The sequence below is a fragment of the Rhizobium sp. Leaf341 genome (assembly GCF_001424325.1).
Taxonomy (GTDB): domain Bacteria; phylum Pseudomonadota; class Alphaproteobacteria; order Rhizobiales; family Rhizobiaceae; genus Ferranicluibacter.
Genome location: NZ_LMPE01000015.1, coordinates 396,253 through 418,838, shown reverse-complemented (window position 1 = coordinate 418,838; position 22,586 = coordinate 396,253). Strand labels below are relative to the sequence as shown.

Annotated in this window: 19 protein-coding genes and 1 other RNA gene; 11 read left to right on the top strand and 9 right to left on the bottom strand. The window is 64.5% G+C overall.

All coding sequences use genetic code 11. The annotated features are described in order from the left end of the window. Window positions 1-173: 173 nt before the first annotated feature. Both ASG03_RS16765 and ASG03_RS16760 read left to right on the top strand, forming a co-directional pair. Complete coding sequence (locus ASG03_RS16765; RefSeq protein ID WP_062694637.1) at window positions 174-1,583, top strand: FAD-binding oxidoreductase; 1,410 nt, start codon at window positions 174-176, stop codon at window positions 1,581-1,583. A 197-nt stretch (window positions 1,584-1,780) separates the two neighbouring features. After that, window positions 1,781-5,590 (top strand): AsmA family protein, encoded by a 3,810-nt coding sequence (locus ASG03_RS16760; RefSeq protein ID WP_082475813.1) that lies wholly within the window; start codon window positions 1,781-1,783, stop codon window positions 5,588-5,590. 82 nt (window positions 5,591-5,672) lie between these two features. Here ASG03_RS16760 and ASG03_RS16755 read toward each other — a convergent pair whose 3' ends face one another. The 5 genes from ASG03_RS16755 to ASG03_RS16735 form a co-directional block, all read right to left on the bottom strand. Further along, a complete protein-coding gene (locus ASG03_RS16755) occupies window positions 5,673-5,903 on the bottom strand; it encodes a ribbon-helix-helix domain-containing protein (protein ID WP_062474118.1) in 231 nt (76 codons plus the stop codon). A 52-nt stretch (window positions 5,904-5,955) separates the two neighbouring features. Continuing rightward, window positions 5,956-6,165: a DUF4169 family protein gene (locus tag ASG03_RS16750; protein WP_062474116.1), complete on the bottom strand. Its 210-nt coding sequence runs from the start codon at window positions 6,163-6,165 to the stop codon at window positions 5,956-5,958. Between the two features lie 6 nt (window positions 6,166-6,171). Continuing rightward, on the bottom strand, window positions 6,172-6,693 hold the full coding sequence (locus tag ASG03_RS16745) for an SspB family protein (protein ID WP_062474114.1): 522 nt from the start codon (window positions 6,691-6,693) through the stop codon (window positions 6,172-6,174). A 200-nt stretch (window positions 6,694-6,893) separates the two neighbouring features. Next, window positions 6,894-7,296, bottom strand: a transfer-messenger RNA (tmRNA) gene (ssrA, locus tag ASG03_RS16740). A 103-nt stretch (window positions 7,297-7,399) separates the two neighbouring features. Further along, complete coding sequence (locus ASG03_RS16735; protein WP_062694634.1) at window positions 7,400-8,278, bottom strand: transglutaminase-like domain-containing protein; 879 nt, start codon at window positions 8,276-8,278, stop codon at window positions 7,400-7,402. 319 nt (window positions 8,279-8,597) lie between these two features. On the opposite strand from ASG03_RS16735, the gene ASG03_RS16730 reads away from it, so the two are divergent. From ASG03_RS16730 to ASG03_RS16710, 5 genes are all read left to right on the top strand, one after another. Continuing rightward, complete coding sequence (locus ASG03_RS16730; RefSeq protein ID WP_062694632.1) at window positions 8,598-9,392, top strand: thymidylate synthase; 795 nt, start codon at window positions 8,598-8,600, stop codon at window positions 9,390-9,392. After that, on the top strand, window positions 9,389-9,943 hold the full coding sequence (locus ASG03_RS16725) for a dihydrofolate reductase (RefSeq protein ID WP_062694630.1): 555 nt from the start codon (window positions 9,389-9,391) through the stop codon (window positions 9,941-9,943). The genes ASG03_RS16730 and ASG03_RS16725 overlap by 4 nt, the downstream gene beginning before the upstream one ends. A 144-nt stretch (window positions 9,944-10,087) precedes the next feature. Next, window positions 10,088-11,230, top strand: coding sequence for an FtsH protease activity modulator HflK (gene hflK / locus ASG03_RS16720; RefSeq protein WP_062474103.1), 1,143 nt, complete (start codon window positions 10,088-10,090; stop codon window positions 11,228-11,230). Next, entirely contained in the window at window positions 11,230-12,171 is a 942-nt protein-coding gene (gene hflC / locus ASG03_RS16715; protein ID WP_156379750.1) for a protease modulator HflC, read from the top strand. The genes hflK and hflC overlap by 1 nt, the downstream gene beginning before the upstream one ends. A gap of 258 nt (window positions 12,172-12,429) precedes the next feature. Beyond that, the gene (locus ASG03_RS16710; RefSeq protein ID WP_062474099.1) at window positions 12,430-12,816 is read left to right on the top strand and encodes an ACT domain-containing protein; all 387 of its coding nucleotides are present in this window, start codon (window positions 12,430-12,432) and stop codon (window positions 12,814-12,816) included. A gap of 33 nt (window positions 12,817-12,849) precedes the next feature. On the opposite strand, the gene ASG03_RS16705 is transcribed toward ASG03_RS16710, so the two are convergent. Beyond that, the gene (locus ASG03_RS16705; RefSeq protein ID WP_062474597.1) at window positions 12,850-13,068 is read right to left on the bottom strand and encodes an alkylphosphonate utilization protein; all 219 of its coding nucleotides are present in this window, start codon (window positions 13,066-13,068) and stop codon (window positions 12,850-12,852) included. Between the two features lie 315 nt (window positions 13,069-13,383). Here ASG03_RS16705 and ASG03_RS16700 point away from each other — a divergent pair, with 315 nt between their 5' ends. Continuing rightward, window positions 13,384-15,033, top strand: a complete 1,650-nt coding sequence (locus ASG03_RS16700; RefSeq protein WP_062694628.1) for a DegQ family serine endoprotease — start codon at window positions 13,384-13,386, stop codon at window positions 15,031-15,033. 68 nt (window positions 15,034-15,101) lie between these two features. Here the strand turns inward: ASG03_RS16700 and ASG03_RS16695 are convergent, their stop codons facing one another. Together ASG03_RS16695 and serB are read right to left on the bottom strand one after the other, a co-directional pair. Beyond that, on the bottom strand, window positions 15,102-15,647 hold the full coding sequence (locus tag ASG03_RS16695; RefSeq protein WP_062694626.1) for a GNAT family N-acetyltransferase: 546 nt from the start codon (window positions 15,645-15,647) through the stop codon (window positions 15,102-15,104). Next, window positions 15,644-16,546, bottom strand: coding sequence for a phosphoserine phosphatase SerB (gene serB, locus ASG03_RS16690; RefSeq protein ID WP_062694624.1), 903 nt, complete (start codon window positions 16,544-16,546; stop codon window positions 15,644-15,646). Before serB ends, ASG03_RS16695 begins: the two co-directional genes overlap by 4 nt. On the opposite strand from serB, the gene miaA reads away from it, so the two are divergent. Further along, window positions 16,545-17,441, top strand: a complete 897-nt coding sequence (gene miaA, locus ASG03_RS16685) for a tRNA (adenosine(37)-N6)-dimethylallyltransferase MiaA (RefSeq protein WP_062694622.1) — start codon at window positions 16,545-16,547, stop codon at window positions 17,439-17,441. The two genes, serB and miaA, sit on opposite strands and share 2 nt — an antisense overlap. Window positions 17,442-17,465: 24 nt before the next feature. Here the strand turns inward: miaA and ASG03_RS16680 are convergent, their stop codons facing one another. Continuing rightward, window positions 17,466-19,598 (bottom strand): ATP-binding protein, encoded by a 2,133-nt coding sequence (locus ASG03_RS16680; RefSeq protein ID WP_062694620.1) that lies wholly within the window; start codon window positions 19,596-19,598, stop codon window positions 17,466-17,468. A 355-nt stretch (window positions 19,599-19,953) separates the two neighbouring features. On the opposite strand from ASG03_RS16680, the gene ASG03_RS16675 reads away from it, so the two are divergent. Beyond that, complete coding sequence (locus ASG03_RS16675) at window positions 19,954-21,738, top strand: acetolactate synthase 3 large subunit (RefSeq protein ID WP_156381880.1); 1,785 nt, start codon at window positions 19,954-19,956, stop codon at window positions 21,736-21,738. A gap of 191 nt (window positions 21,739-21,929) precedes the next feature. Next, the gene (gene ilvN, locus ASG03_RS16670) at window positions 21,930-22,502 is read left to right on the top strand and encodes an acetolactate synthase small subunit (protein WP_062474084.1); all 573 of its coding nucleotides are present in this window, start codon (window positions 21,930-21,932) and stop codon (window positions 22,500-22,502) included. Window positions 22,503-22,586 lie beyond the last annotated feature (84 nt).

Below are 22,586 nucleotides of genomic sequence, written 5' to 3'. Positions count from 1 at the left end.
TCTGTCTCGAAACGGTGCAGCTGTGGCGCCGGCGTCCCATGCGTTTTGCAAAATGCCGGGAGATCCTCACGCGACGAAGGAGAGGCTGGACAAAGTGATTCCGGATTCTACAGTAGCGCATTGATATCTCAGCAGGACCGCAGGCACCGTGCCTCGGTTGGAGGATGCGGTCGATGGCTCTGAAGGCGATCAAGTCGGGTGTTCGCAACGAGCCGGGGATCACGGATGCGATCGTCGCGCTGAAGGCGCAGTTCGGTGAACGCCTCCAGACCGGGCAGGCGATCCGCGAACAGCACGCCCACACCACCACCTACATACCGGCGCAGCTTCCCGACGCCGTGGTGTATCCTGAAACGAGCGCCGAGGTTCAGGCGATCGTCCGGGTCGCCGCCGAATACCTTGTGCCTCTCATACCCTTCGGGACAGGCTCTTCGCTCGAAGGCCATGTCAATGCACCGCACGGCGGCATCAGCCTGGACATGAGCCGGATGGATCGCGTTCTCTCCGTCAACGAAAGCGATCTCGACTGCACGGTCGAGCCCGGGATTACCCGCGAGGCGCTGAACCGGGAGCTGCGGGCAACGGGCCTGTTCTTTCCGATCGATCCCGGCGCCAATGCGTCGATCGGCGGCATGGCGTCCACCAGAGCGTCCGGAACCAACGCGGTGCGCTATGGCACGATGCGGGAAAACGTTCTCGCCGTCACCGCGGTCATCGCGGATGGCCGCGAGATCCGCACCGCGCACCGGGCGCGCAAGTCCTCGACCGGCTACGACCTGACCCGGCTGTTCGTCGGCGCGGAAGGCACGCTCGGCGTTCTGACCTCGGTCACCCTGCGGCTGCACGGCATCCCCGAAACGATCGCCGGCGGCGTCTGCGCGTTCGACGATGTCGGTGCCGCCTGCAACGCGGTGATCCTGACCATCCAGTCGGGAATTCCCGTCGCGCGGATCGAGCTTTTGGACGAGACCCAGGTCATCGCGAGCAATGCCTATTCCGGTCTTCAACTCCCGGTGAAGCCGACCCTGTTCGTCGAATTTCACGGCAGCGCGGAAAGTGTCGCGCTGCAATCAGCGGCCTTCGCCGAGATCGTCGCAGCCTTCGGCGGCAGCGATTTCAGCTGGACCGCGAATGCCGACGAACGCGCCGTTCTGTGGAAGGCCCGCCACAACGCCTACTGGGCGCAGAAAGCGCTTCGCCCCGATCTCGCCATGCTCTCCACCGATGTCTGCGTGCCGATCTCCCGTCTGGCCGACTGTGTCGAGGCCACACGCGAGGACATCCGGGAAAATGGCCTGATCGCCCCCATCGTCGGCCATGCCGGCGACGGGAACTTTCATGTCGGCCTTCTGTTCGACGACAAGGATGCAGCCTACGTCGCGCGAGCGGAGGCCTTCGTCGAGCGGCTGAACGCGCGAGCGCTCTCCATGGACGGGACCTGTACGGGAGAGCACGGGATTGGTCAGGGGAAAATGCCGTTTCTGGAGGCGGAACTCGGCGATGCTTTGGTTCTGATGCGACAGATCAAGCGGGCCGTCGACCCGGCGGGAATTTTCAATCCGGGGAAGATTTTTAAAGGATGAACGAGAATTTGCCGCCGCGCCATGCTACTGCATCGCCCGTACGGTGCCCGGCAGACATGGGGCAGAACGGCAGGTCTTTGACAGTCGACCGCCGCCGACGCGCGATGCGCAGCTGCAGCGTGGCGGCAGTAGGGATAACGGGGAGACACCAGCCCATGGGGGGCTGCGTGGCAGGATCGGACAGGACGTAACGCTCGGTGCTTTCGCGTATTTTCGTCATCGTCGGCGGTTTGTTCGTGCTCGCGCTCTTTGGCGCGCTGATCGCACCGCTGTTCATCGACTGGACGGATTTCCGCAAAGACTTCGAGCGGGAGGCCAGCCGGATCATCGGACAGCCGGTGGTCGTGCATGGCAGCGTCGATGCCCGGATCATTCCCTTTCCCTCGGTAACCCTCAGCGATGTGCGCATCGGAGAAACCGAGGCCGGCGCCCCTCTCGTCCAGGTCGAGCGATTCTCGATGGACGCGGAGCTTGCGCCCTTTCTCTCCGGCGAGGCCCTGATCTTCGACATGCGGCTGGACAAGCCCAAGGCCAAGATGCGGCTCCTGCCGGACGGAACGCTCGATTGGGCGCGCGGTCGCCGGGCCGCCATCCCCGCAAAGACGGTGGTCCTCGAGAACGTCGAGATCACCGATGGCGAGATCGAGTTCATCGACGAGCAGACGGGCCGCACGCGGGAGGTGACCGCCCTGAATGCCGACCTGTCCGCGCGCACGCTTGCCGGCCCTTGGAAGGTCGAGGGGCGGGCTGCGCTTGATGGCGAGGCGGGAAGCTTCGCCTTCTTGAGCGGCGAGCTTCTGGACGGCGGCGGCCTGCCGCTGCGCGCGCGGCTGACGCCCGACAAGCGACCCTTCGGCGTCGATCTCGATGGCGAGCTGAAGGTCGTCGAATTCCGCCCTGTCTACCAGGGCAAGTTCACGATGACGGAAAACCGTCCTGCCGATGCGGCCAAGCGCGAAGACGACGTGGCGGCGCTCCGGATCAATGGCCAGTTCGAACTGACCAACGACCGGATTCGCGTGCCGGACTATCGCGTCGAGGTCGGCCCGCGGGACGATCCCTATCTCGTCACCGGCGAGGCGACGCTCGATACCGGCAAGACACCCGAGTTTCTTCTCCTCGCCGACGGCCAGCAGATCGACGTCAGCCGGATTGGCGGCAAGGCCGGCGCTGCAGGCAAGACGGGGCGCGATCCCGCAATCTCGATCCGCCAGCGGCTCTCCGCGATGATGGAAATCATCGCCAACATCCCCATTCCCCAGGTACCGGGCAGGGCCAATCTGAAGCTTCCCGCCATCGTCATCGGCGACACGACCGTCCGGGACGTGCGGCTGGATCTCCGTCCCGACGGCGCAGGCTGGATGGTCGACAATGCCGTCGCGCAGTTTCCGGGCCGAACCCAGCTCGAAGCCAAGGGGCGGCTCAATCTCTCGGGTCAGCGCGCGTTCCGCGGCGACCTGCTCGTCGCATCCAATCAGCCTTCGGGGCTTGCCTCCTGGCTCGCCGGCTCGGTCGATCCCGCGATCCGGCGCCTGCGCACCGCCGGCTTTTCCGCGACGGTCAATCTGACAGATTCGCTGCAGCAGTTCGAGCGTCTCGAAGTTGCCGTCGGGCCAGCCACCTTGACCGGGCGGGTGGAGCGGCAGGCCCTGAACGGCGTTCCCCCCACGCTTTCGGTGCAGCTCAAGGGCAACCGGATCGATCTCGAAGCGCTGCAGGCGTTGACGGGACTCGTGGCGGGCGATGCGTCCTACGAGACGCTGCTGTCGCACACGATTGCCGCGGATATCTCTGCCGACACGCTCCTAGCCTTCGGCGAGGAGGCGCGCGACGTGCAGCTGGTCGCGACGCTGAAGAACGGACAATTGCAGGCCGAGCGGGCCTCCATCGGCAACATTGCCAGCGCGCAGCTTGCAGCATCCGGACGCATGGGCGGAACGCTGGCGGCGCCGATCGTGTCCGCAAAGATGAAGATCGCCGCGCCGGATATGACCGCCTTCTTCCAGATGGTGGAGCGACATGCCGCCGCCCATCCGATTCTCGCGCGGCTCGCCCGCAGCGGTGGCTACTACAACGACGCAGCCCTGGACGTGACGCTGACGGCCGGAAGTCGCGAAGGCGACGCACCGGTGACCTTCGGCATCGTCGGCACGGCGGGCGGCAGCCGTGTCGCCGCGAACTATCAGGCGCCGACGATTGCACAGGCGCTGGCGGGGCAAGGCATCTTCCTCGAGGCCACGCTCGAAAATCCGTCGAGCCTGGCGCTGCTCGGGCAGGCGGGTTTCGACCCGCTGCCGTTCGATACGGATGCCAACGGCCTCCTGTCGATCAAGCTGCAAAGCACGGAAGGCGACAAGGCTTCGGGGACGCTGAGCTTCACCACGGAGAAGACGGCGCTCAACGCGAGCGGGGAGATCGACCTGTCCCGCGACCGGTTCCTCACGGGGCAGACCAAGCTGACGCTCGAAAGTCAGGATATCGAGCCCTTCCTGCTGGTGCAGGGGATCGCGCTGCCGCAGACGGGGGCCGGACTGCCGGTGAGCCTGAAGAGCGACGTGACCGTGACACCCGAGGCGGTGACGCTGTCCGGTGTCGAGGGCAAGGCGGACAGGAACGCGTTCACCGGCCAGATCGCCTTTGACCGAACGGTGCCCGGCAAGGCGACCGGCCAGCTGGCGGTCGATACGCTCGATCTCGCCTGGGCAGCGGAAGGCCTGCTCGGGCCGGTCCTCGACCCGCTCGAGGGGACGCTCGCGACCTCGCCGGTCGCGCCCGTCGCGTTGAGCGGCTACGATGTTGCGCTCGACCTGACGGCCAAACAGGTGTGGCCCGGCGTCTACGGCGCCATTTCCAACATGATCGGCAAGGCCGTCTGGAAGGGTGACCAGCTCGAGATCACCGATGCGGCCGGCGAGTGGCTCGGCGGCAAGATGTCAGGCCGGATGTTGCTCGGCAACGGCAACGGGTCCGGCTTCCTGCAGGCCCGGCTCGATCTCTCCGGAGGCGATCTTTCCGCCGCGGCGTGGAAGACATCCGGAGCCTCGGTCGCCAACGGGCGTTTCGATCTGGCGCTGGCGCTTGAAGCGTCCGGCAAGACCCCGGCGGCCATGGCGCAATCGGCGAGCGGGTCCGGCGAGGTCAACCTTTCGGACCTGACGGTGCGCGGGCTGAACCTGGGCGCGTTTCCGGCGATCCTCGATGGGGCGGACCGGCTCGAAGGCGAGATCACGCCGGTGGCCGTCGAGCCGCTTGTCCGGCCGGCGATCCTTTCGGGCGATGCAGCCCTCGGCTCGGTCAAGGTCCCGTTCAGCATTGCGGGAGGGACGCTCCGGGCGCAGAACGTGACCGCGAAAGTCGAGGGCGCGACGGTCACGGGCAATGCCGAGGTGTCGCTCCCGGACGAGACGCTGAATGCAAGGCTGCGGGTTCTCTTCGACGCAGGCGACCAGACCGTTGCCGGTGCCGAGCCGGAGGTCGACCTGTCCTACCAAGGGGGTCTGGACGCGCCGGGGTTCCAGTTGCAGACCGGCGAGCTTGCCAGCTTCCTGTCGCTGCGCGCCTTCGAGCGCGAGCGGCGGCGGGTGGAGATCCTCCAGGCGAACGTGCTGGAGAAACAACGCCTGCGCCGGGAGGCCACGCTCTACAAGGCACGCGCCGAGCAGCGGGAGGCCGACCGGGTCCGCGCCGCGGAGGAGCAGAGGCGGCGCGCGCTCGCTCTCGAGGAGGCCGCGCGGCAGAAGGCCGAGGCAGATGCCCGTGCCGCTGCGGTCGCCAAGGCGGCGGCGGAGGCCAAGGCGCTCGCCGACCAGCGGGCAGCCCAGGCGGCGCGGCAGGCTGCGGAAAGAAAAGCGGCCGCGGACGCGCGTGCCGCCGAAGAGGACCGCCGGTCAGGTCTGATGCCGGTCAACCCAAGCGATGAGGTGGAGCGGGGCGGTGCTTTGCCGGCGCCCGGATCAGCACCGGATTCGCTGAATTTCCAGACCCTACCGGGAATCGGGCCGCGATAGGCCTCAGCGGTGTCGGCCTATGCTGCGCGAGATCCGCAGCGCCGGACTTGAACCGTGCAGCGCCCGACGGTCGGTGCAGCGACTATGCGTCCGGCGTGGTATCGCGCGTCGACTTGATCCAGGCCAGCACATGGACGCGGAGGGCGGAGGAGAGATTGCTGTCGGCCGACCGGGCATCGTCGATCTCGGCCACGAGACGGGCAAGGGGAATGGCGCGGGCGGCGGCGATGAGCTTCAGCTCGTCCCAAAAGACCTCTTCGAGCGAGAAGCTCGTGCGGTGACCGTGGAGGGTGGCCGAGTGCTTCCTCAGCATGTCTGGAGCCTGTCCCGGACAATCGCCGTCCGGCGCGGAGATGCGGGGCGCATCAATCCTCGTCCGGCCGCTCGGATCCGGTCGGCGCTTCCCGCCGGCCCTGTTCGAGCCGACGCTCCGCCTGGTCGTTCAGCGTCCGGGTCAACGTCTTTTCGGCTTTCGTCCGGCCGAAGTCGATGCGGTTCTGATCCGCAACCTTGTCATGCTCGGCGCGGGTCTTCTTCTTGCGAAACTGACGCAGGTTGACGACGTCGCCGGTCATGGACGGTCAGTTCTTCTTGCGAAACGCGTCAAGGGAGACGACGGACGCACCGGGTTTGCCATCTTCACCCTTTGGCGCCTCGGCTTCCGTCTCTTCGTCGCGTTCGACCGTCACGCCGGGATAGGCCGTGATCTCCGCCGATTCTGTTTCCGTATCCTCGTCCTCGCCGACGGCCACGTCGAACTCGAGCTCGAAGTTTACGGACGGATCGTAGAACCCGCGAATGGCATTGAAGGGAATGACCAGCTTTTCCGGTGTGTCGGAGAAGGAAAGGCCGATCTCGAACAGCGACTCCGTGACCTTCAGATCCCAGAACTGGTGCTGCACCACGATCGTCATCTGCTCGGCATATTTCGACTTCAGATGCTGGGAGATGCGAACGCCGGGCGCGCCCGTGAGAAACGTGATGAAGAAGTGGTGATCGCCGGGAAGGTGACCTGTCGCTGCAACCTCGCTCAGAACCTTGCGGATGACGCCCCGAAGCGCGTCCTGTGCGAGAATGTCGTAGCGGATATGGTCCTGGCCCATCGGATCCCCGTCTTGCCTAGATGTTTCAGTGCGCAGGGGCATCGGCCGCGAGAACGGCATCGACCCTGCGTCGTCCATCAAACCATTTGCACTATTGATGGACGATTTCAAGGCGCGGCGGGCGGCCTGCGGGAAATCACATGGACGCACCGAGGCCGGGAGCCTTATTCCTTGGAGCGGTCGTCGCATGTCATGGGAAAAGTGGAGGTTTCTGTTGCCAGGTACCTCCGAACCCCGCCTTACGGTGCGAACCGGAAGGGCTTGATTTGAAGTGTCACACCGCGATTAAGCAGCGAGACGAGCTTCCGCATAGTTGTCGTTTGCAACTACTGTTTGAGCCCGATAACGGTGGTACAATGCCGAGCAAAAGTTCGATCTTTACGCCCTTGTCGATCCTATTTCGCCCCCATCAAAAGCCGGCCGCCTGATTGGCGTGGCGCCATTCCGGTCTCCTGTTTCCAGTGAACCTTCAGGCCGGTTTTTGGTGGAGGCGCCGGGTACCGCCCCCGGGTCCAATAGGTTTATTACACCGACAGTTTATTGCCATAGCCGCCTTGCGACGGCACGGAAGATATAGGCGTTCCCGCAGCCGATGGAAAGGGCAAAGCGCATCGAAAAAGGGCATCGCCGCCAAAAAGCGGGATGCCCATTCTCGATGTCGGTTCGCACTTGGTCACGCCGGTTGTTCGATCCGCCGTCTTGCGGGTCAGGCCGCGTCCTGTTCGATCTCGGCGATCTCGATGCGATCGTCCGTGGAGATGGCGTCGATCGTCCGGCCGGGTTTCTCCGGCGTGCCGTCGGCATGCTCGATCGTGATGTCGACCGCACCGGGCTCCATCAGGCCGAAAGGTGTGCAGAATGCGATCTCGGCAGCGTCGCGACCGACGCCGATGCGCACCAGACCGTCGAGATTGGCCTGGCGGGTCGCGTCGAACAGCCACCAGCGGCCGTCAAGATAGGCTTCGAAGACGGCGTGAAAATCAGAGGGGCGCAGGCCGTAGGCATAGCAGCTGACGAAGCGGGCGGGGATGCCCAGCGCCCGGCAGAACGCGATGCCGATATGCGAGAAGTCGCGGCAGACGCCGGCGCGCAGCAACAGGCTCTCGTCCGCTGTCGTCTGCCCGTTGGATGAGCCGCGCTGATAGTCGATATTGTTGTAGATCCAGTTGCAGATCGCCGTCACGCGCTCATGGCCCTTCGGCAGATTGCCGAATTCGCGGATGGCAAAGGCGCCCAGACGGTCGGAGGATACGAAGCGCGAAGGCAGCAGGAACGGCATGATGTCGAGCGGGATGTCCGACAGCGGCGTCTCGTTGATGGTTGCGGGATCCGCGCGAAAGACGTCGAGCGTGACCTCCGCCGCGTAGGTGACCGACAGCGGGCCGGGCGCGACGTCGATCTTGAAGTAGCGGTTCCGTTCTTCCGGCACCGTATAGGTCCAGCGCGCCGTCTTCGGGCTGATCGTCAGGGTTTCCACCAGATCATGATGACGCTGAAGCTTGGCGACTTCGACGTTGAAGATGAACACGGTGGGTTCGCGAACCTCGTAGGTGAGGGTACAGCCGAGCTTGTAACGGACGGTCATGACAGTGCTTTCGTGGCGGGATGCGCACGGCCTGTGGCCGGACGACAGGATCTGGATGGCAGACGATCTGGGATGTAGCAGATCTTGAATGGCAGGGGGAGGTGAAGGTGCCGGGGAACACGCAAGGTGCCGAAATGGTTCCCTCGCTTTTTCGAAAATGATAAATCGCGCCGATGTCAGCCCTGTGACGACTGTGCCGAGGCGTCATCACGGTCCAAAATCGACGAACGCCCGCGGGGGACAAACCGGCAAGGGGTCTATCGCGCCTGCGCTCCAGGTCTTATCCTAGCCGGACTCGAATTTGGCGGACCCGTCTCTCATGAAGCAATATCTTGATCTCCTGCGCCATGTTCTGGAGACCGGCAACGACCGGAGCGACCGGACCGGAACGGGCACACGCTCGGTCTTCGGCTATCAGATGCGCTACGATCTCGCGGACGGCTTTCCCGTCCTGACGACGAAGAAGCTGCATCTCCGCTCGATCATCCACGAACTGTTGTGGTTTCTGCGCGGCGATACGAATGTCGCCTATCTCCGGGAAAACGGCGTCAGCATCTGGGATGAGTGGGCCGACGCGAACGGCGAGCTCGGTCCCGTCTACGGCTACCAGTGGCGGTCCTGGCCGGCACCCGACGGGCGGCACATCGACCAGATCGCCCAGCTCGTCGAAGGCCTAAAGACCAATCCGCATTCCCGGCGTCATATCGTGTCGGCCTGGAATCCGGCCCTTGTGGACGAGATGGCGTTGCCGCCCTGCCACTGCCTGTTCCAGTTCTACGTTTCCGAGGGCAGGCTGTCCTGCCAGCTCTATCAACGGTCCGGTGACATCTTCCTCGGCGTTCCCTTCAATATCGCCTCCTATGCGTTGCTGACGCTGATGCTGGCGCAGGTCACCGGTCTGGAGCCGGGAGACTTCGTGCATACGCTCGGAGACGCGCATATCTACAGCAATCACTTCGAGCAGGCGCGCCTCCAGCTGACCCGGACGCCGAAGGCGCTGCCGGAGATGCGGCTCAATCCGGACGTGAAGGATCTGTTCGCGTTTCGCTACGAGGATTTCCAATTGCTGGGCTATGACGCCGATGCAGCGATTCGGGCGCCGATCGCCGTATGAGTGCGGCACGGATCGTCATCGTCGTCGCAGCCGCCCGCAACGGCGTCATCGGCCGGGATGGAGGCATGCCCTGGCGGTTGCCGACGGATCTCAAGCATTTCAAGGCGCTGACACTGGGGCGTCCGGTGGTGATGGGTCGAAAGACCTGGCAGTCGATCGGCCGACCGCTGCCAGGCCGGCCGAACATCGTCATTACGCGCGACACCGGTTTCGAGGCGGACGGCGCGACACGCGTCGGGTCGCTGGAGGAGGGGCTCCATGTCGCCGGGGAAAAGGCGCGTGAGCTCGGGGTCGACGAGATCTGCATCATCGGCGGCGGCCAGATTTACCGGGATGCGATCGCCATGACCGATACGATCGAGATGACCGTGGTCGAGGCGGATCTGGACGGCGACACGGTCTTTCCGGCAATCGACCCCGCCGTTTTCGAGCAGGTTTCGCACGTGGTTCCGATGCAAGCCGAGGCGGACAGCCATCCGGTCATCTTCACGACATGGCAGCGGCGCGCACGCTCCGCGGGGCACGAAGGCGGGGCTTCGCTCGAACTTTAGCAATAAACGGAACGAAATCGCCTTGTTAACGCCAAAGTTATGACGCGGCGCGTTGAAAGGCTCCGGGGCGATACCTATAACGGGTTCACTTCCCAGTCGGTTCCGCCGATTGCCGGAGGCGGGAGTTTAACGAAAGAGGTATGAATGCCCTGGAGCAATCAGAACGGCGGCGGCGGCGGTCCTTGGGGCGGCGGCGGCAACGGCGGCGGTGGTAATGGCGGTGGTGGAAACAAGGGCCCGTGGGGCCAGGGTCCCAATCGCCCGCGTGGCGGCGGCGGTGGCCGCGGCAATGGCGGCCCGCCGGATCTCGAAGAGATCTTGCGCCGGGGCCAGGACCAGCTGAAGAACGTCGTTCCCGGCGGTTTCAACGGTGGCGTCGTCGCCATCATCGGTCTTTTGATCGTCGGCTTCATCCTCATCAACTCGATCTATACGGTCCAGCCGGACGAGCGTGGCGTCGAGATGCGCTTCGGCAAGCCGAAGGACGAGATCTCCATGCCGGGCCTGCATTATCATTTCTGGCCGCTCGAAACGGTCGAACTGGTGAAGGTCACCGAGCAGCAGCAGAATATCGGCAGCAAGTCGGTGTCGGCCGATCCGTCCTCGGCGGGTCTGATGCTGTCGGGCGACCAGAACATCGTCAATGTCCAGTTCTCGGTCCTGTTCTCCGTCACCGACCCCAAAGCCTATCTCTTCAATGTCGAGGATCCGGCCAACACCCTGCAGCAGGTCGCCGAAAGCGCCATGCGTGAGGTCGTCGGCCGTCGTCCGGCACAGGACATCTTCCGCGACAACCGTCAGGCGATCGCGCAGGACGTGAAGGCGACCATCCAGGCGACCATGGACACCTATGGCGCCGGCATCTCCGTCAACACGGTCGCGATCGAAGATGCGGCGCCGCCTCGCGAGGTCGCCGATGCGTTCGACGAGGTGCAGCGCGCCGAACAGGACGAGGATCGCTTCGTCGAGGAATCCAACCAGTACGCCAACCAGGTGCTCGGTCGGGCACGCGGTCAGGCCGCGCAGAACCGCGAAGAAGCCGCCGCCTACAAGGATCGCGTCGTCAAGGAAGCCCAGGGTGAAGCACAGCGCTTCGTCTCGGTCTACGACGCCTATGCACAGGCTCCGGACGTGACGCGCAAGCGCCTCTATTTGGAAACGATGCAGGAGGTTCTCGGCAAGTCCAAGAAAGTTATTCTGGACGAGAAGAACGGGCAGGGCGTCCTGCCGTATCTGCCGCTTACCGAAATCGGCCGACCGGCCCCGCAGGTCGGAGGAAGCAACTGATGAACAGCCGTCTTCCCTATTTCCTGATCGCCTTCGCGGTGATCCTGATGGTCGTCTATTCCTCCATCTTCGTCGTGACCGAGCGCCAGCAGGCGATCGTCGTCCGCTTCGGCCAGATCCAGGACGTCAAGACCGAGCCGGGCCTCTACTTCAAGCTGCCCTTCGCCTTCATGGATGCCGATCGCGTCCAGTATGTCGAGGATCAGGCTTTGCGGTTCGACCTCGACAACATTCGCGTCCAGGTGTCCGGCGGCAAATTCTACGAGGTCGATGCCTTCGTCGTCTACCGCATCCAGGATCCGCGCCGCTTCCGCGAAACCGTATCCGGTGATCGATCCTCCGCCGAGGCGCGTCTGCGCACGCGTCTCGACTCCTCGCTGCGTCGGGTTTACGGTCTTCGCGGGTTCGAGTCCGCGTTGTCCGAAGAGCGCGCGTCCATGATGCGCGAAGTGCGCGCCGACCTGAAGAGCGATGCCGAGTCTCTCGGCCTCAACATCCAGGACGTGCGCATTCGCCGGACCGATCTGACGCAGGAAGTCTCGCAGCAGACCTTCGACCGCATGAAGGCGGAACGTCTGGCCGAGGCCGAACTGATCCGTGCCCGCGGTAACGAGGAAAGCCAGCGTCGTCGCGCCATCGCGGATCGACAGGTCGTCGAGATCGTCGCCGATGCCCAACGGGATGCCGAAATCCTGCGCGGTGAAGGCGAAGCCGAGCGGACCCGCGTCTTTGCCGATGCCTTTGCGCGCGATCCGTCCTTCTTCGAGTTCTACCGCTCGATGACGGCTTACGGTGCGGCCATCGCAAGCCCGGATACGACCCTCGTCATCTCTCCGGACTCCGAGTTCTTCCGCTACTTCAACAGCTCGCAGGGCACGCCGCAGCCGCCTGCTGCTCCGGCAGCGCCGGCCGCACCGGCTGCCGCGCCCGCGGCAAACTAAGCGGGTTGCCGCTGCCGACGCGGCGGAACTACCGGGTGATAAAAGAAGGGGCCGGCAGCGATGCCGGCCCCTTCTTTCTTGACGACATGCGCTGGGGATGGCAGGGCAAGGCCAGCAGGGCGTCATGTCTCCCGTTCCCGCCCTGATCGAATGGTTTTGCCTGCTGCCCTGCTGCAGCAGACGTTGCGTCCACCGCGCTTGCCGTCCATCAGGTCTTCGGAAGGCCTTGGCCGGACCACGGCGTCTCGAGGGGTATGAATGTCTCGCAAACTGCTGATCCGGCTGGTCGAAGCCGAATATTCGATCACGCGTCTCAATGTCGGTTCGCCGCTGCCGGATTGGCTTCCCGGCGCGGGCTTCTGGGCCGTCTCCTCGTCGCGCGAAGAAATGACGCTCGTGTGCCGCGCAGCCCGCGTGCCGACCAGCGTCATCTCGTCCAACGGCTGGCGGTGTCTTCGCATCGAAGAACACTTCGCCTTCGACATTCCCGGCATCCTGTCGTCGGTTCTCGACCCGCTCTCGACCGCCGGCGTCGGGCTGTTCGCAAACTCCACCTTCAGCACCGACTACATCTTCATCCTGGGATCGGACCTCGACAAGGCGGTCGCCGCGCTCAGGAACCATGGCCACGAGGTCATGGTCTGAAACGACGCGGTGGAAGCGACGTGGGTGGCCTGCTCAGGCCTTTTTGAGAAACTCCGTCCGCAGCACCAGGCCCTTCACCTTCTCGGCATTGCATTCGACTTCCGCGGCGTCGTCCGTCAGGCGGATGTTCTTCACCAGCGTGCCACGCTTCAGCGTGACCGAGGTGCCCTTCACCTTGAGATCCTTGATCAGCGTGACCGAGTCGCCATCGGCAAGCGCGGTTCCGTTGCTGTCTCTGACGACAATGCTCATGATGTCACCTCTCCGGCGCGCCTGCGCCCACATATCTGTTTCATCGCTTATGAAGCGCGGCCGCCGCCTGCGCAAGAGGCCGCGTTGCGGGATGTGACCCGGGTGTCGCCCCGGTCCCGGCATAACGAAAAGATGACTGGACGCGTTGCCTTCGCGCCTTATCTTCGCTCGCACCAGGGCTGACATCAGCAGTGGTATGAACACCGGCGTCCGCGCTTGCCGGGTTCGTCGTTCCTGCCCTTAGGCTTTTCCTTCCGCCATCGGACCGATAAGGTACGCGCGAACCGATTGCCCCATCATCGAAACGAGGACCTCATGGGATCACACCGTTCCAGCTTCACCCGGGCGGCGGCGCTTGCCCTGTCGAGCGCCCTTGTTCTGACGGCTCCTTTCACGGCGATGGCGCAGGTCGCCAAGCCGATCGCGCCGCCGGCAGCGGGCACGGCCACGCCGCTTCCTGTTCCGCCCCAGCCGTCGCCGTCGATCGCTCCGCCGGGACGCGCTGTCCAGGGGCCGGACTCGGTGGCCGATCTCGCGGCCGGGCTGCTCGATGCCGTCGTCAACATCTCGACCTCGCAGAACGTGAAGACGGACGACGATGCGCCGATGCCGAAGGTGCCGCAGGGCTCGCCGTTCCAGGATTTCTTCGACGAGTTCTTCAAGGGGCAGAACGGGCAGGGCGCGCCCGGCCGCAAAGTCGAATCGCTCGGCTCCGGTTTCGTCATCGATCCGACCGGCTACATCGTCACCAACAATCACGTCATCGAAGGTGCCGACGATATCGAGGTCAACTTCGCCAACGGCTCGAAGCTGAAGGCCAAGCTGATCGGAACCGACACGAAGACCGATCTGGCCGTGCTCAAGGTGGAGCCCAAGAAGCCGCTGACGGCCGTGCCCCTCGGCGATAGCCGCGCGATGCGGATCGGCGACTGGGTCATGGCGATCGGCAATCCCTTCGGGCTTGGCGGCACGGTGACGGTCGGCATCATCTCGGCGCGGGGCCGCAACATCAATGCCGGCCCCTACGACAATTTCATCCAGACGGATGCGGCCATCAACCGCGGCAATTCCGGCGGACCTCTCTTCAACATGAAGGGCGAGGTCATCGGCATCAACACGGCCATCATCTCGCCGTCCGGCGGCTCGATCGGCATCGGCTTCTCCGTGCCGACGGAGCTCGCCTCCAACGTGATCACGCAGCTCAAGGATTTCGGCGAGACCCGGCGCGGTTGGCTCGGCGTGCGGATCCAGCCCGTGACCGACGATATCGCAGAAAGCCTCGGCATGGACACGCCGCGCGGCGCGCTGGTCGCCGGCATCATCGAGGGCGGCCCGATTTCGAAGGGCGAGATCAAGACAGGCGACGTGATCACCAAGTTCGACGGTCGCGATGTTGCGGAGATGCGCGACCTGCCGCGCGTGGTGGCCGAAAGCCCGGTCGGGAAGGCCGTCGACGTCATCGTGATTCGGGACGGCAAGGAGATGACGGTGCAGGTCACGCTGGGCCGGCTCGAGGATGCCGATGTGGCGAATGCCGAGACGGCGCCGACGTCCGATGATGCGCCGGCAACCTCCGAGGACGCGCCGGACGATCAGAGCGACGGCGGAAAGGGCGGCCAGGAGGGAACGGACCAGGCGGAACCGCCGGCGGCCGAACTGCCCAAATCCGACGAGGTTCTCGGCATGAAGCTGGCGCTGCTCGAGGCGCCCAATCGCCGGAGCTTCGGGATCGCAGACGATATCGAGGGTGTCGTCATCACCGATGTGGCCAAGGGCTCGGCTGCGGCCGAACGCCGGATCACCGCCGGAGACGTGATCGTCGAAATCGGTCAGGAAGCCATGAAGACGCCGGAAGATGTCACCGCGCGGATCGAAGAGCTGAAGGCCGACGGACGGCGCAATGCCTTGCTGATGATTTCCAACAAGACGGGCGAACTGCGCTTCGTGACCGTGCGCATCGAATAGGCGCACACACCGCCCGCGCAAAAAGACCTTAAAGCGCGTTGCGTGAATCCTTTTTCACGCGACGCGCTTCAGGCCCCGCGCGTCCGGCGATAGAGGACGTGACGCTTCAGGTGCGGATGTGTTTCGGGGATGCGGGGATGGTCGAAGTCGCCATCGATGTCGCGCACAAGACCGATGCGCTCCATCACCGCGATCGAGCGGTGATTGTCGGCCACGGCGAAAGAGACGATCTCGCCGAGACCGCGGACGTCGAAACCGAACGTGATGAGGGCGGTTGCCGCTTCCGTTACGTAGCCTTTGGACCAGTTGCGGTGCACCAGGCGCCAGCCGATCTCGACGGTGTCGCTCGGCAGGATCGGGCTGAGATTTGCCTTGGCGAGGCCGCAAAAGCCCAGAACTTCGTCGGTCGCCTTCAAGGCAAGCGCGTAGAAGCCGAAGCCCGTGTCGGCAATGTCTCGACGGTTGCGGTCGAAGAGCGCATCCGCCTCGCTCCGGTTCCGGCGCGTCGGGAAAAACGTCATCACGTCAGGATCGCTGTTGATCTCGAAGAAGAGATCCCGATCGCGTTCCTCCCAGTTGCGCAGCCGCAGCCGTTCGGTCTCCGTCAGGATCACGGACGGTCTGCCGGGCTGACGAAGTCGGTCTTGCGATAGCCCTGAATGTAGAGAAGCGCCGTCAGATCGCCGTGATCGATGCGGATCCGGGCCTCGGCGGCAACGGCGGGCTTTGCATGCAGGGCGACGCCCGAGCCGGCAAGCTGGATCATGCCAAGGTCATTCGCACCGTCGCCAACGGCCATGGCGTCCTGCGGGTCGATGCCAAGCCGCCGGGCAATGGCGATCAGCGCATCGACCTTGGCCTGGCGACCGAGGATGGGTTCTTCCACAGTGCCGTCGAGAATTCCGTTCGCAACGACCAGCCGATTGGCGCGGTTTTCGTCGAAGCCGAGTCTGTTGCCGATCGGCCCGGTAAAGACGGTGAAGCCGCCCGAGACGAGCGCGGTGTAGGCGCCTTTCGCCTTCATGGTCGCGATCAGTTCCATGCCGCCCGGCGTCAGGGTGATGTGCTTTGCGATCACGTCATCGACCACGCTGAGAGGCAGGCCCTTCAACAGGCGCACGCGCTCGATCAAGGCGGGTTCGAAGGCGATATCGCCGTTCATGGCCCGCGCTGTGATCAGGGCGACCTGATCCTTGAGGCCCACCTCGGCGGCCAGTTCGTCGATGCATTCCTGGCCGATCATGGTCGAGTCCATATCGGCGATCAGAAGGCGCTTGCGCCGTGTCTCCGCATCCTGGACGACGACGTCGATCGGCGCGCCGGCCATGGCGTCGCGCAGCCGCTGCTCGGCAGCGTCAGGGTTCGTTCCGTCCCGCAGCGCGATATCGCAGGCCACGCCGTCGGCAAGCCAGTAGAGGCCGGATGCCTGGACGGCCGCCGCGGCCGTTTCGCCGAGAGCCGCGCTCAGCGCCGGATTTGACGGATTGGCGACAAGCGTGGCAACGAGAGCCATGATGAAAAACCTTGAAAGAGGACAGGACACGATCCTGATAACGGGGCCGACCGCCAGCGGCAAGTCTGCGCTCGCCCTGCGGCTGGCGCAGGCCCAAGGCGGCGTGGTCGTGAACGCCGACAGCATGCAGGTGTACGACACCCTCCGGATGCTGACCGCGCGGCCCGCGGATGCCGAGATGGAGGGCGTGCCACATCGGCTCTACGGGCATGTGCCGGCCGGCCACAGCTATTCCACGGGCGAATGGCTTCGGGACGTGACGGCACTGCTCGGACATCTGCGCGCGGAGGGACGCGTTCCCGTGATCGTCGGCGGCACGGGGCTCTATTTCAAGGCGCTCACGGGCGGACTGTCCGCGATGCCCACCGTGCCGGACGAGATCCGTTCGGAGCTCCGCGCGCGTTTGCTCGCGGAAGGAGCGGAGGCGCTTCACGCGAATCTCGCGGCCGTCGACCCCGAGACGGCGGCCGTGCTCAGGCCCGCAGACGGGCAGAGGATCGTGCGGGCTCTCGAAATCTTCCAGGCGAGCGGACGGTCGATCCGCGCCTTCCAAAACGCGCCCGGCGCGATCGTTGTCGATCCTGACCGATCGCTGAAAATGGTCGTCATGCCGGACCGGGACGAGCTTCGTCGCCGCATCGACCGGCGGTTCGAGACGATGCTGGAGCAGGGGGCCGTCGAGGAGGTCGAAGCGCTTCTGGCGCTCCGTCTCGCGCCCGATCTTCCGGCCATGAAGGCGATCGGCGTGCCGCAGATCGCCGCGATGCTGCAGGGGACCATGAGCCGGCTCCAGGTGATCGAGACGGCGTCGGCGGCCACACGGCAATATGCCAAGCGGCAGATGACATGGTTTCGCAACCAGCTGACGGACGATTGGGCGCGCGTCACACCCTGAGGACATGCGCCGCGAAGCGGATGCTCACTTGCGGATCATGCTGCCCAGCGGCTTTCGGAGCAGGCTTTCCCGCAGGGACGGGGCGCGCGTGAAGGCTGCGGCCTCGTCGGTCCCGCTCGCGACCGGAGCGGGAGCCGGGGGCGGGGGCGATGCCGGGGATTGTGACGGAAGCGCCGGCGTGTCCGGCCCGCGCCTGTCCAGCTCGCCGCCAAGGATCTGCCGGCGATAGGCATTGAAGCGGTCGGCCTGCGGATTGGACAGCGGATCGGCCGGTGGCGGTTCGGCGCGCGGCAGCATGTCCGGGCGATAGCTGTCGAGCCTGTCCGCCCGGCTCTGGATGTCCCCCCGGTTCTGGATGTCCGGCCGGCTCGGCATGTCCGGTCGGGCGCCGGTGTCCTGGTTTTCCGGCATGCGCCCGGACGGAAGCGGCTCGAAGGGGTCGGCTGGGGAAAATCCCCCGGCCCCTGCTGCCGAAGCTGCGAAGGATCCTGTCTCACCGACGGTGCTTGCACGCATGCGCGCGACGATGGTGCGCAGATCGACATTGGCCGGCGTTTCGTCTTCGCCCTTCACAAGTCCGCCAGCTGCCTTCGGCAGGCGATTGTCCGGGATGCGCGAGAAGCGCATGCGCATGGGCACCGACACGGCTTCCCCGAAGGCGATGGCCTCGCCATTACCGATCGAGGATAGGAAGCTCATGGTGGAGACGGACGAATCCGGGATGGCGGAGCGAATGATGTCCTGGTCGCGATCGTTCGAGAGCCGCATGGCAAAGACCGTGGAGCACTGCGACAGGATGGTCGGATCGAGCTCTCCCGGACGCTGCGTGATCATGCCGAGAGAGACACCATACTTCCGGCCTTCCTTGGCGATCCGGGCGATGGCTTGGCGCGTTGGCAGAAAGCCGAGCGACTGGTCCGACGGGACGTACCGGTGTGCCTCCTCGCAGACCACGAGCATGTGAACGCCACCATTGCTCCAGAGCCCGATTTCGAAGGCCATCCGGCAGAGGACGGAAGCGACCGAGTTGACGACTTCCGAGGGGATGCCGGCCAGCTGGAACGTCGTGATCGGACGTCCTTCGCCCGGGATGCGGAAGATCTTGGCGATCGTTTCGAGGATGGTGTCGTTGATCGTGTTCGACGAGAACATGAAGGTGTATCGCGGATCGTTGACGGCGGCCATGATGCGCACCTTCAAGGAGCGGAGCGCCGGCTTTTCGCCGCGTCCCTCCAGGCGGCCGATCCTCTCATCGATCAGCGCGATCAGATCAGCGATGCGGTAGGGCACCGGCGTATCTGCCGTCAGGGAGCTCTTTTCCGTCTGGCGCCGCATCAGTCCGCTGTCGCCCTTGAAGCCGCGCTTGGCCTCGGGGATGAGATCGCGCAGGATGTCGAGCTCTTCGGCGATGGCGGAGCGTCCCCGGAAAACGACCTCCGCAAATTCCTCGAGCCGCATCAGCCAGAAGGGCAGGTCCAGCGTGTCGGTGTCGATGACGACGGCATGGTCGGGGAACGCGGCCGCGAACTCGTTGTGGGGATCGAGAATGAGAACCCGAAGCTTCGGATCGGCTTCGATGGCCTTGCGCAGGAGAAGCGTGACGGCCGTGGACTTGCCGACGCCTGTGGTGCCGACCACGGCGAAGTGCTTCGACAGCATCGACGGAATATGGATCGCGGCGTCCAGGCTGTCGTCCTGCGTCAGCTTGCCGATGGTGTGGCTGCCACCGCGACCGGTGTCGTAGATGCGCGCGAGATCCGCCGTCCGGATCCGGTGGGCGACGGCGCCGAGATAGGGATATTGGCTGATGCCCGCTGAAAAGGCTTCGCGCCCGTCGCTGTCGACCCGCACTTCGCCGACAAGTTCGACATCGATGCGGAAGATGTTGTCCTGCTGCTCCGCCCAGTTGTCGTCGCTGGTGCGCATGGACGAGACGAGGGCGACGACACGATTGGTGCCGACGGTGATGGACACCAGCCGACCGACCGACCAGAGTTCGGTCAGCGACGTCTCGCCGTTCTCGGCCAGAGCGGCGATGGTCGCGCGCGAACCGTTGCAGGCGATGACGCGGCCGAGAAAGCGATTGCCTCGGGCGACCGTATCGCGCCTGTCCGCATCCGCCGTCCGGCCGTCGGCCTGTATTTCGTTGCTTACCACGTCGCACCTCGCTTACAATCGCGAATGTAAGTGGCGGACTTTAAGAAGATGTTTCTGTTTGGCTCTTTTAACCCCGCGAAGCATCACGGCTTTGGCATCGCGGAGGAGAGGGCGTTGCCGGGCAGGATCGCGGCAAAGGTGTAAAAACCGTTGACGACATGCCCGAATGCCGGTATCAGTGCGCCCCATGAACATTCAAGCAATCATTCTTGTGGTGGGATCGCGCATGGGCAGGATGGTGTAACCATCCGGCGATAGCCACCCATGCGCGAACCAAGGCTCCTGACGGGGCCTTTTTTTATGCCTTCGAACACGCAGAGCACAGGATCGAGATATGTCGGGCGGGAATAGCGAAATGCATGCAGCGACCAAGGACAACAGGATGACAGGCGCAGAAATCGTTCTGCGTGCGCTCAAGGACAACGGCGTCGAAGTTATCTTCGGCTATCCCGGCGGTGCCGTCCTCCCGATCTACGACGAGATCCACCAGCAGGAAGACATCAAGCACATCCTCGTGCGCCACGAGCAGGGCGCAGGCCACATGGCCGAGGGCTATGCGCGCTCGACGGGCAAGGTCGGCGTCATGCTCGTCACCTCCGGTCCCGGCGCGACCAATGCCGTCACGCCGCTGCAGGACGCGCTGATGGACTCGATCCCGCTCGTCTGCCTGTCCGGCCAGGTTCCAAGTTCGCTGATCGGCTCGGATGCCTTCCAGGAATGCGACACCGTCGGCATCACGCGGCCCTGCACCAAGCACAATTGGCTCGTCAAGGACGTCAACGAGCTGGCCGCCATCATCCATGAAGCGTTCCGCATCGCAAAGTCCGGCCGCCCGGGTCCTGTCCTCGTCGATATTCCCAAGGACATCCAGTTCGCGACCGGTACCTACACACCGCCATCGGCCGTTCCGATCCAGACGAGCTACCAGCCGAAGGTCGATGGGGATATCCGCCGCATCGAGGAAGCGGTCGCCCTGATGAAGACGGCACGCCGTCCGGTCATCTATTCCGGCGGCGGCGTCATCAATTCGGGCGACGCAGCGACGCGGCTGCTGCGCGAACTGGTTTCGTTGACGAATTTCCCCATCACGTCCACCCTGATGGGCCTCGGCTGCTACCCTGCCTCCGGCACAAACTGGCTCGGCATGCTCGGCATGCACGGCACGTACGAGGCCAATATGGCCATGCACGATGCCGACGTCATGATCTGCATCGGCGCCCGCTTCGACGACCGCATCACCGGCAGGCTCAATGCCTTCTCGCCGAACTCCAAGAAGATCCACATCGACATCGATCCATCTTCCATCAACAAGATCGTGCGCGTCGACGTTCCGATCGCCGGCGATGTTGGCCGGGTCCTGGAGGAAATGGTTCGTCTGTGGCACGCGGCGTCGGCCGATCTCGATACGGCACGTCTCAACGACTGGTGGGGTGACATCGCCCGGTGGAGGGGCCGCAGGTCCCTGTCCTACAAGCCGAGCGACGATGTCATCATGCCGCAATACGCCATTCAGCGCCTGCACGCGCTCACCAAGGATCGCGACACCTACATCACAACCGAAGTCGGCCAGCACCAGATGTGGGCCGCGCAGTTCTACGGGTTCGAGGCACCGAACCGCTGGATGACCTCGGGTGGCCTCGGCACGATGGGGTATGGTTTCCCGGCAGCGATCGGCGTCCAGGTCGCCCATCCCGACAGCCTGGTCATCGACATCGCCGGCGATGCCTCGATCCAGATGTGCATTCAGGAAATGTCGTGCGCCGTCCAGTATGGTCTGCCGGTCAAGATCTTCATCCTGAACAACCAGTATATGGGCATGGTGCGCCAGTGGCAGCAGCTGCTGCACGGCAACCGTCTGTCGAACTCCTACACGGAAGCGATGCCGGATTTCGTCAAGTTGGCGGAAGCCTATGGCGGTGTCGGCATCCGTTGCGAAAAGCCCGGCGAACTGGACGACGCGATCCGCCGGATGATCGACAGCCCGGCGCCGGTGATCTTCGACTGCCGCGTCGCCAATCTGGCCAATTGCTTCCCGATGATCCCGTCCGGCAAGGCGCATAACGAAATGCTCCTTCCCGACGAGGCCACCGACGAGGCTGTCGCGACCGCCATCGACGCCAAGGGGCGCCAGCTGGTCTGATCGAGCGCACGGGACGCTGGCGATTGACGGCGTCCCGTTCGAAGGGTGGCTCTCGCGACGAGAGGAAGGCCTGATTTCGCGCCCGGCGCCGAAATGCTTCCGACGACCCGCGACGGCGCACGAACGAGACGGCACGCGCCAAAAGCCAGCACGAACTGGCAGACATACTCTAAAGGAAACGGACCGAAACCATGAACGCTCATCTTCAGCCGACCGGCTCTGCCTATTTCATCGCCAAGGAGACCGAGATTGCGGAGAAGCACACGCTGTCTGTCCTCGTGGCCAACGAGCCTGGTGTTCTGGCGCGGGTGATCGGGCTGTTTTCCGGGCGCGGCTACAACATCGAAAGCCTCACCGTTTCGGAGACCGAACACGAGGCGCATCTTTCACGCATCACGATCGTGACGCGCGGAACGCCGCATGTGCTCGAGCAGATCAAGTCGCAGCTCGAGCGGTTGGTGCCGGTCCACCGCGTCGTGGATCTGACGGTGCGTGCCGGTTCGCTGGGCCACGACAGGCCGATCGAGCGTGAAGTGGCGCTGGTCAAGGTCAAAGGTACGGGGGAAAACAGGGCGGAAACCCTGCGTCTTGCCGATGCCTTCCATGCCAAGGTTGTCGATGCCACGGTCGAGCATTTCATCCTGGAAATCACTGGCAAGTCGTCGAAAATAGACCAGTTCGTCGCCGTCATGAAGCCGCTGGGTCTTCTGGAAGTCTGCCGCACCGGGATCGCCGCCATGAACCGCGGCGCCCAGGGGATGTGAGGCAGCGTCACGCTAGAAACGCCTGACGCTCCGACGCCGTAACCGACAGACAAGGCCGCGCATCCCAAGGGGTGGGCGGTCTTT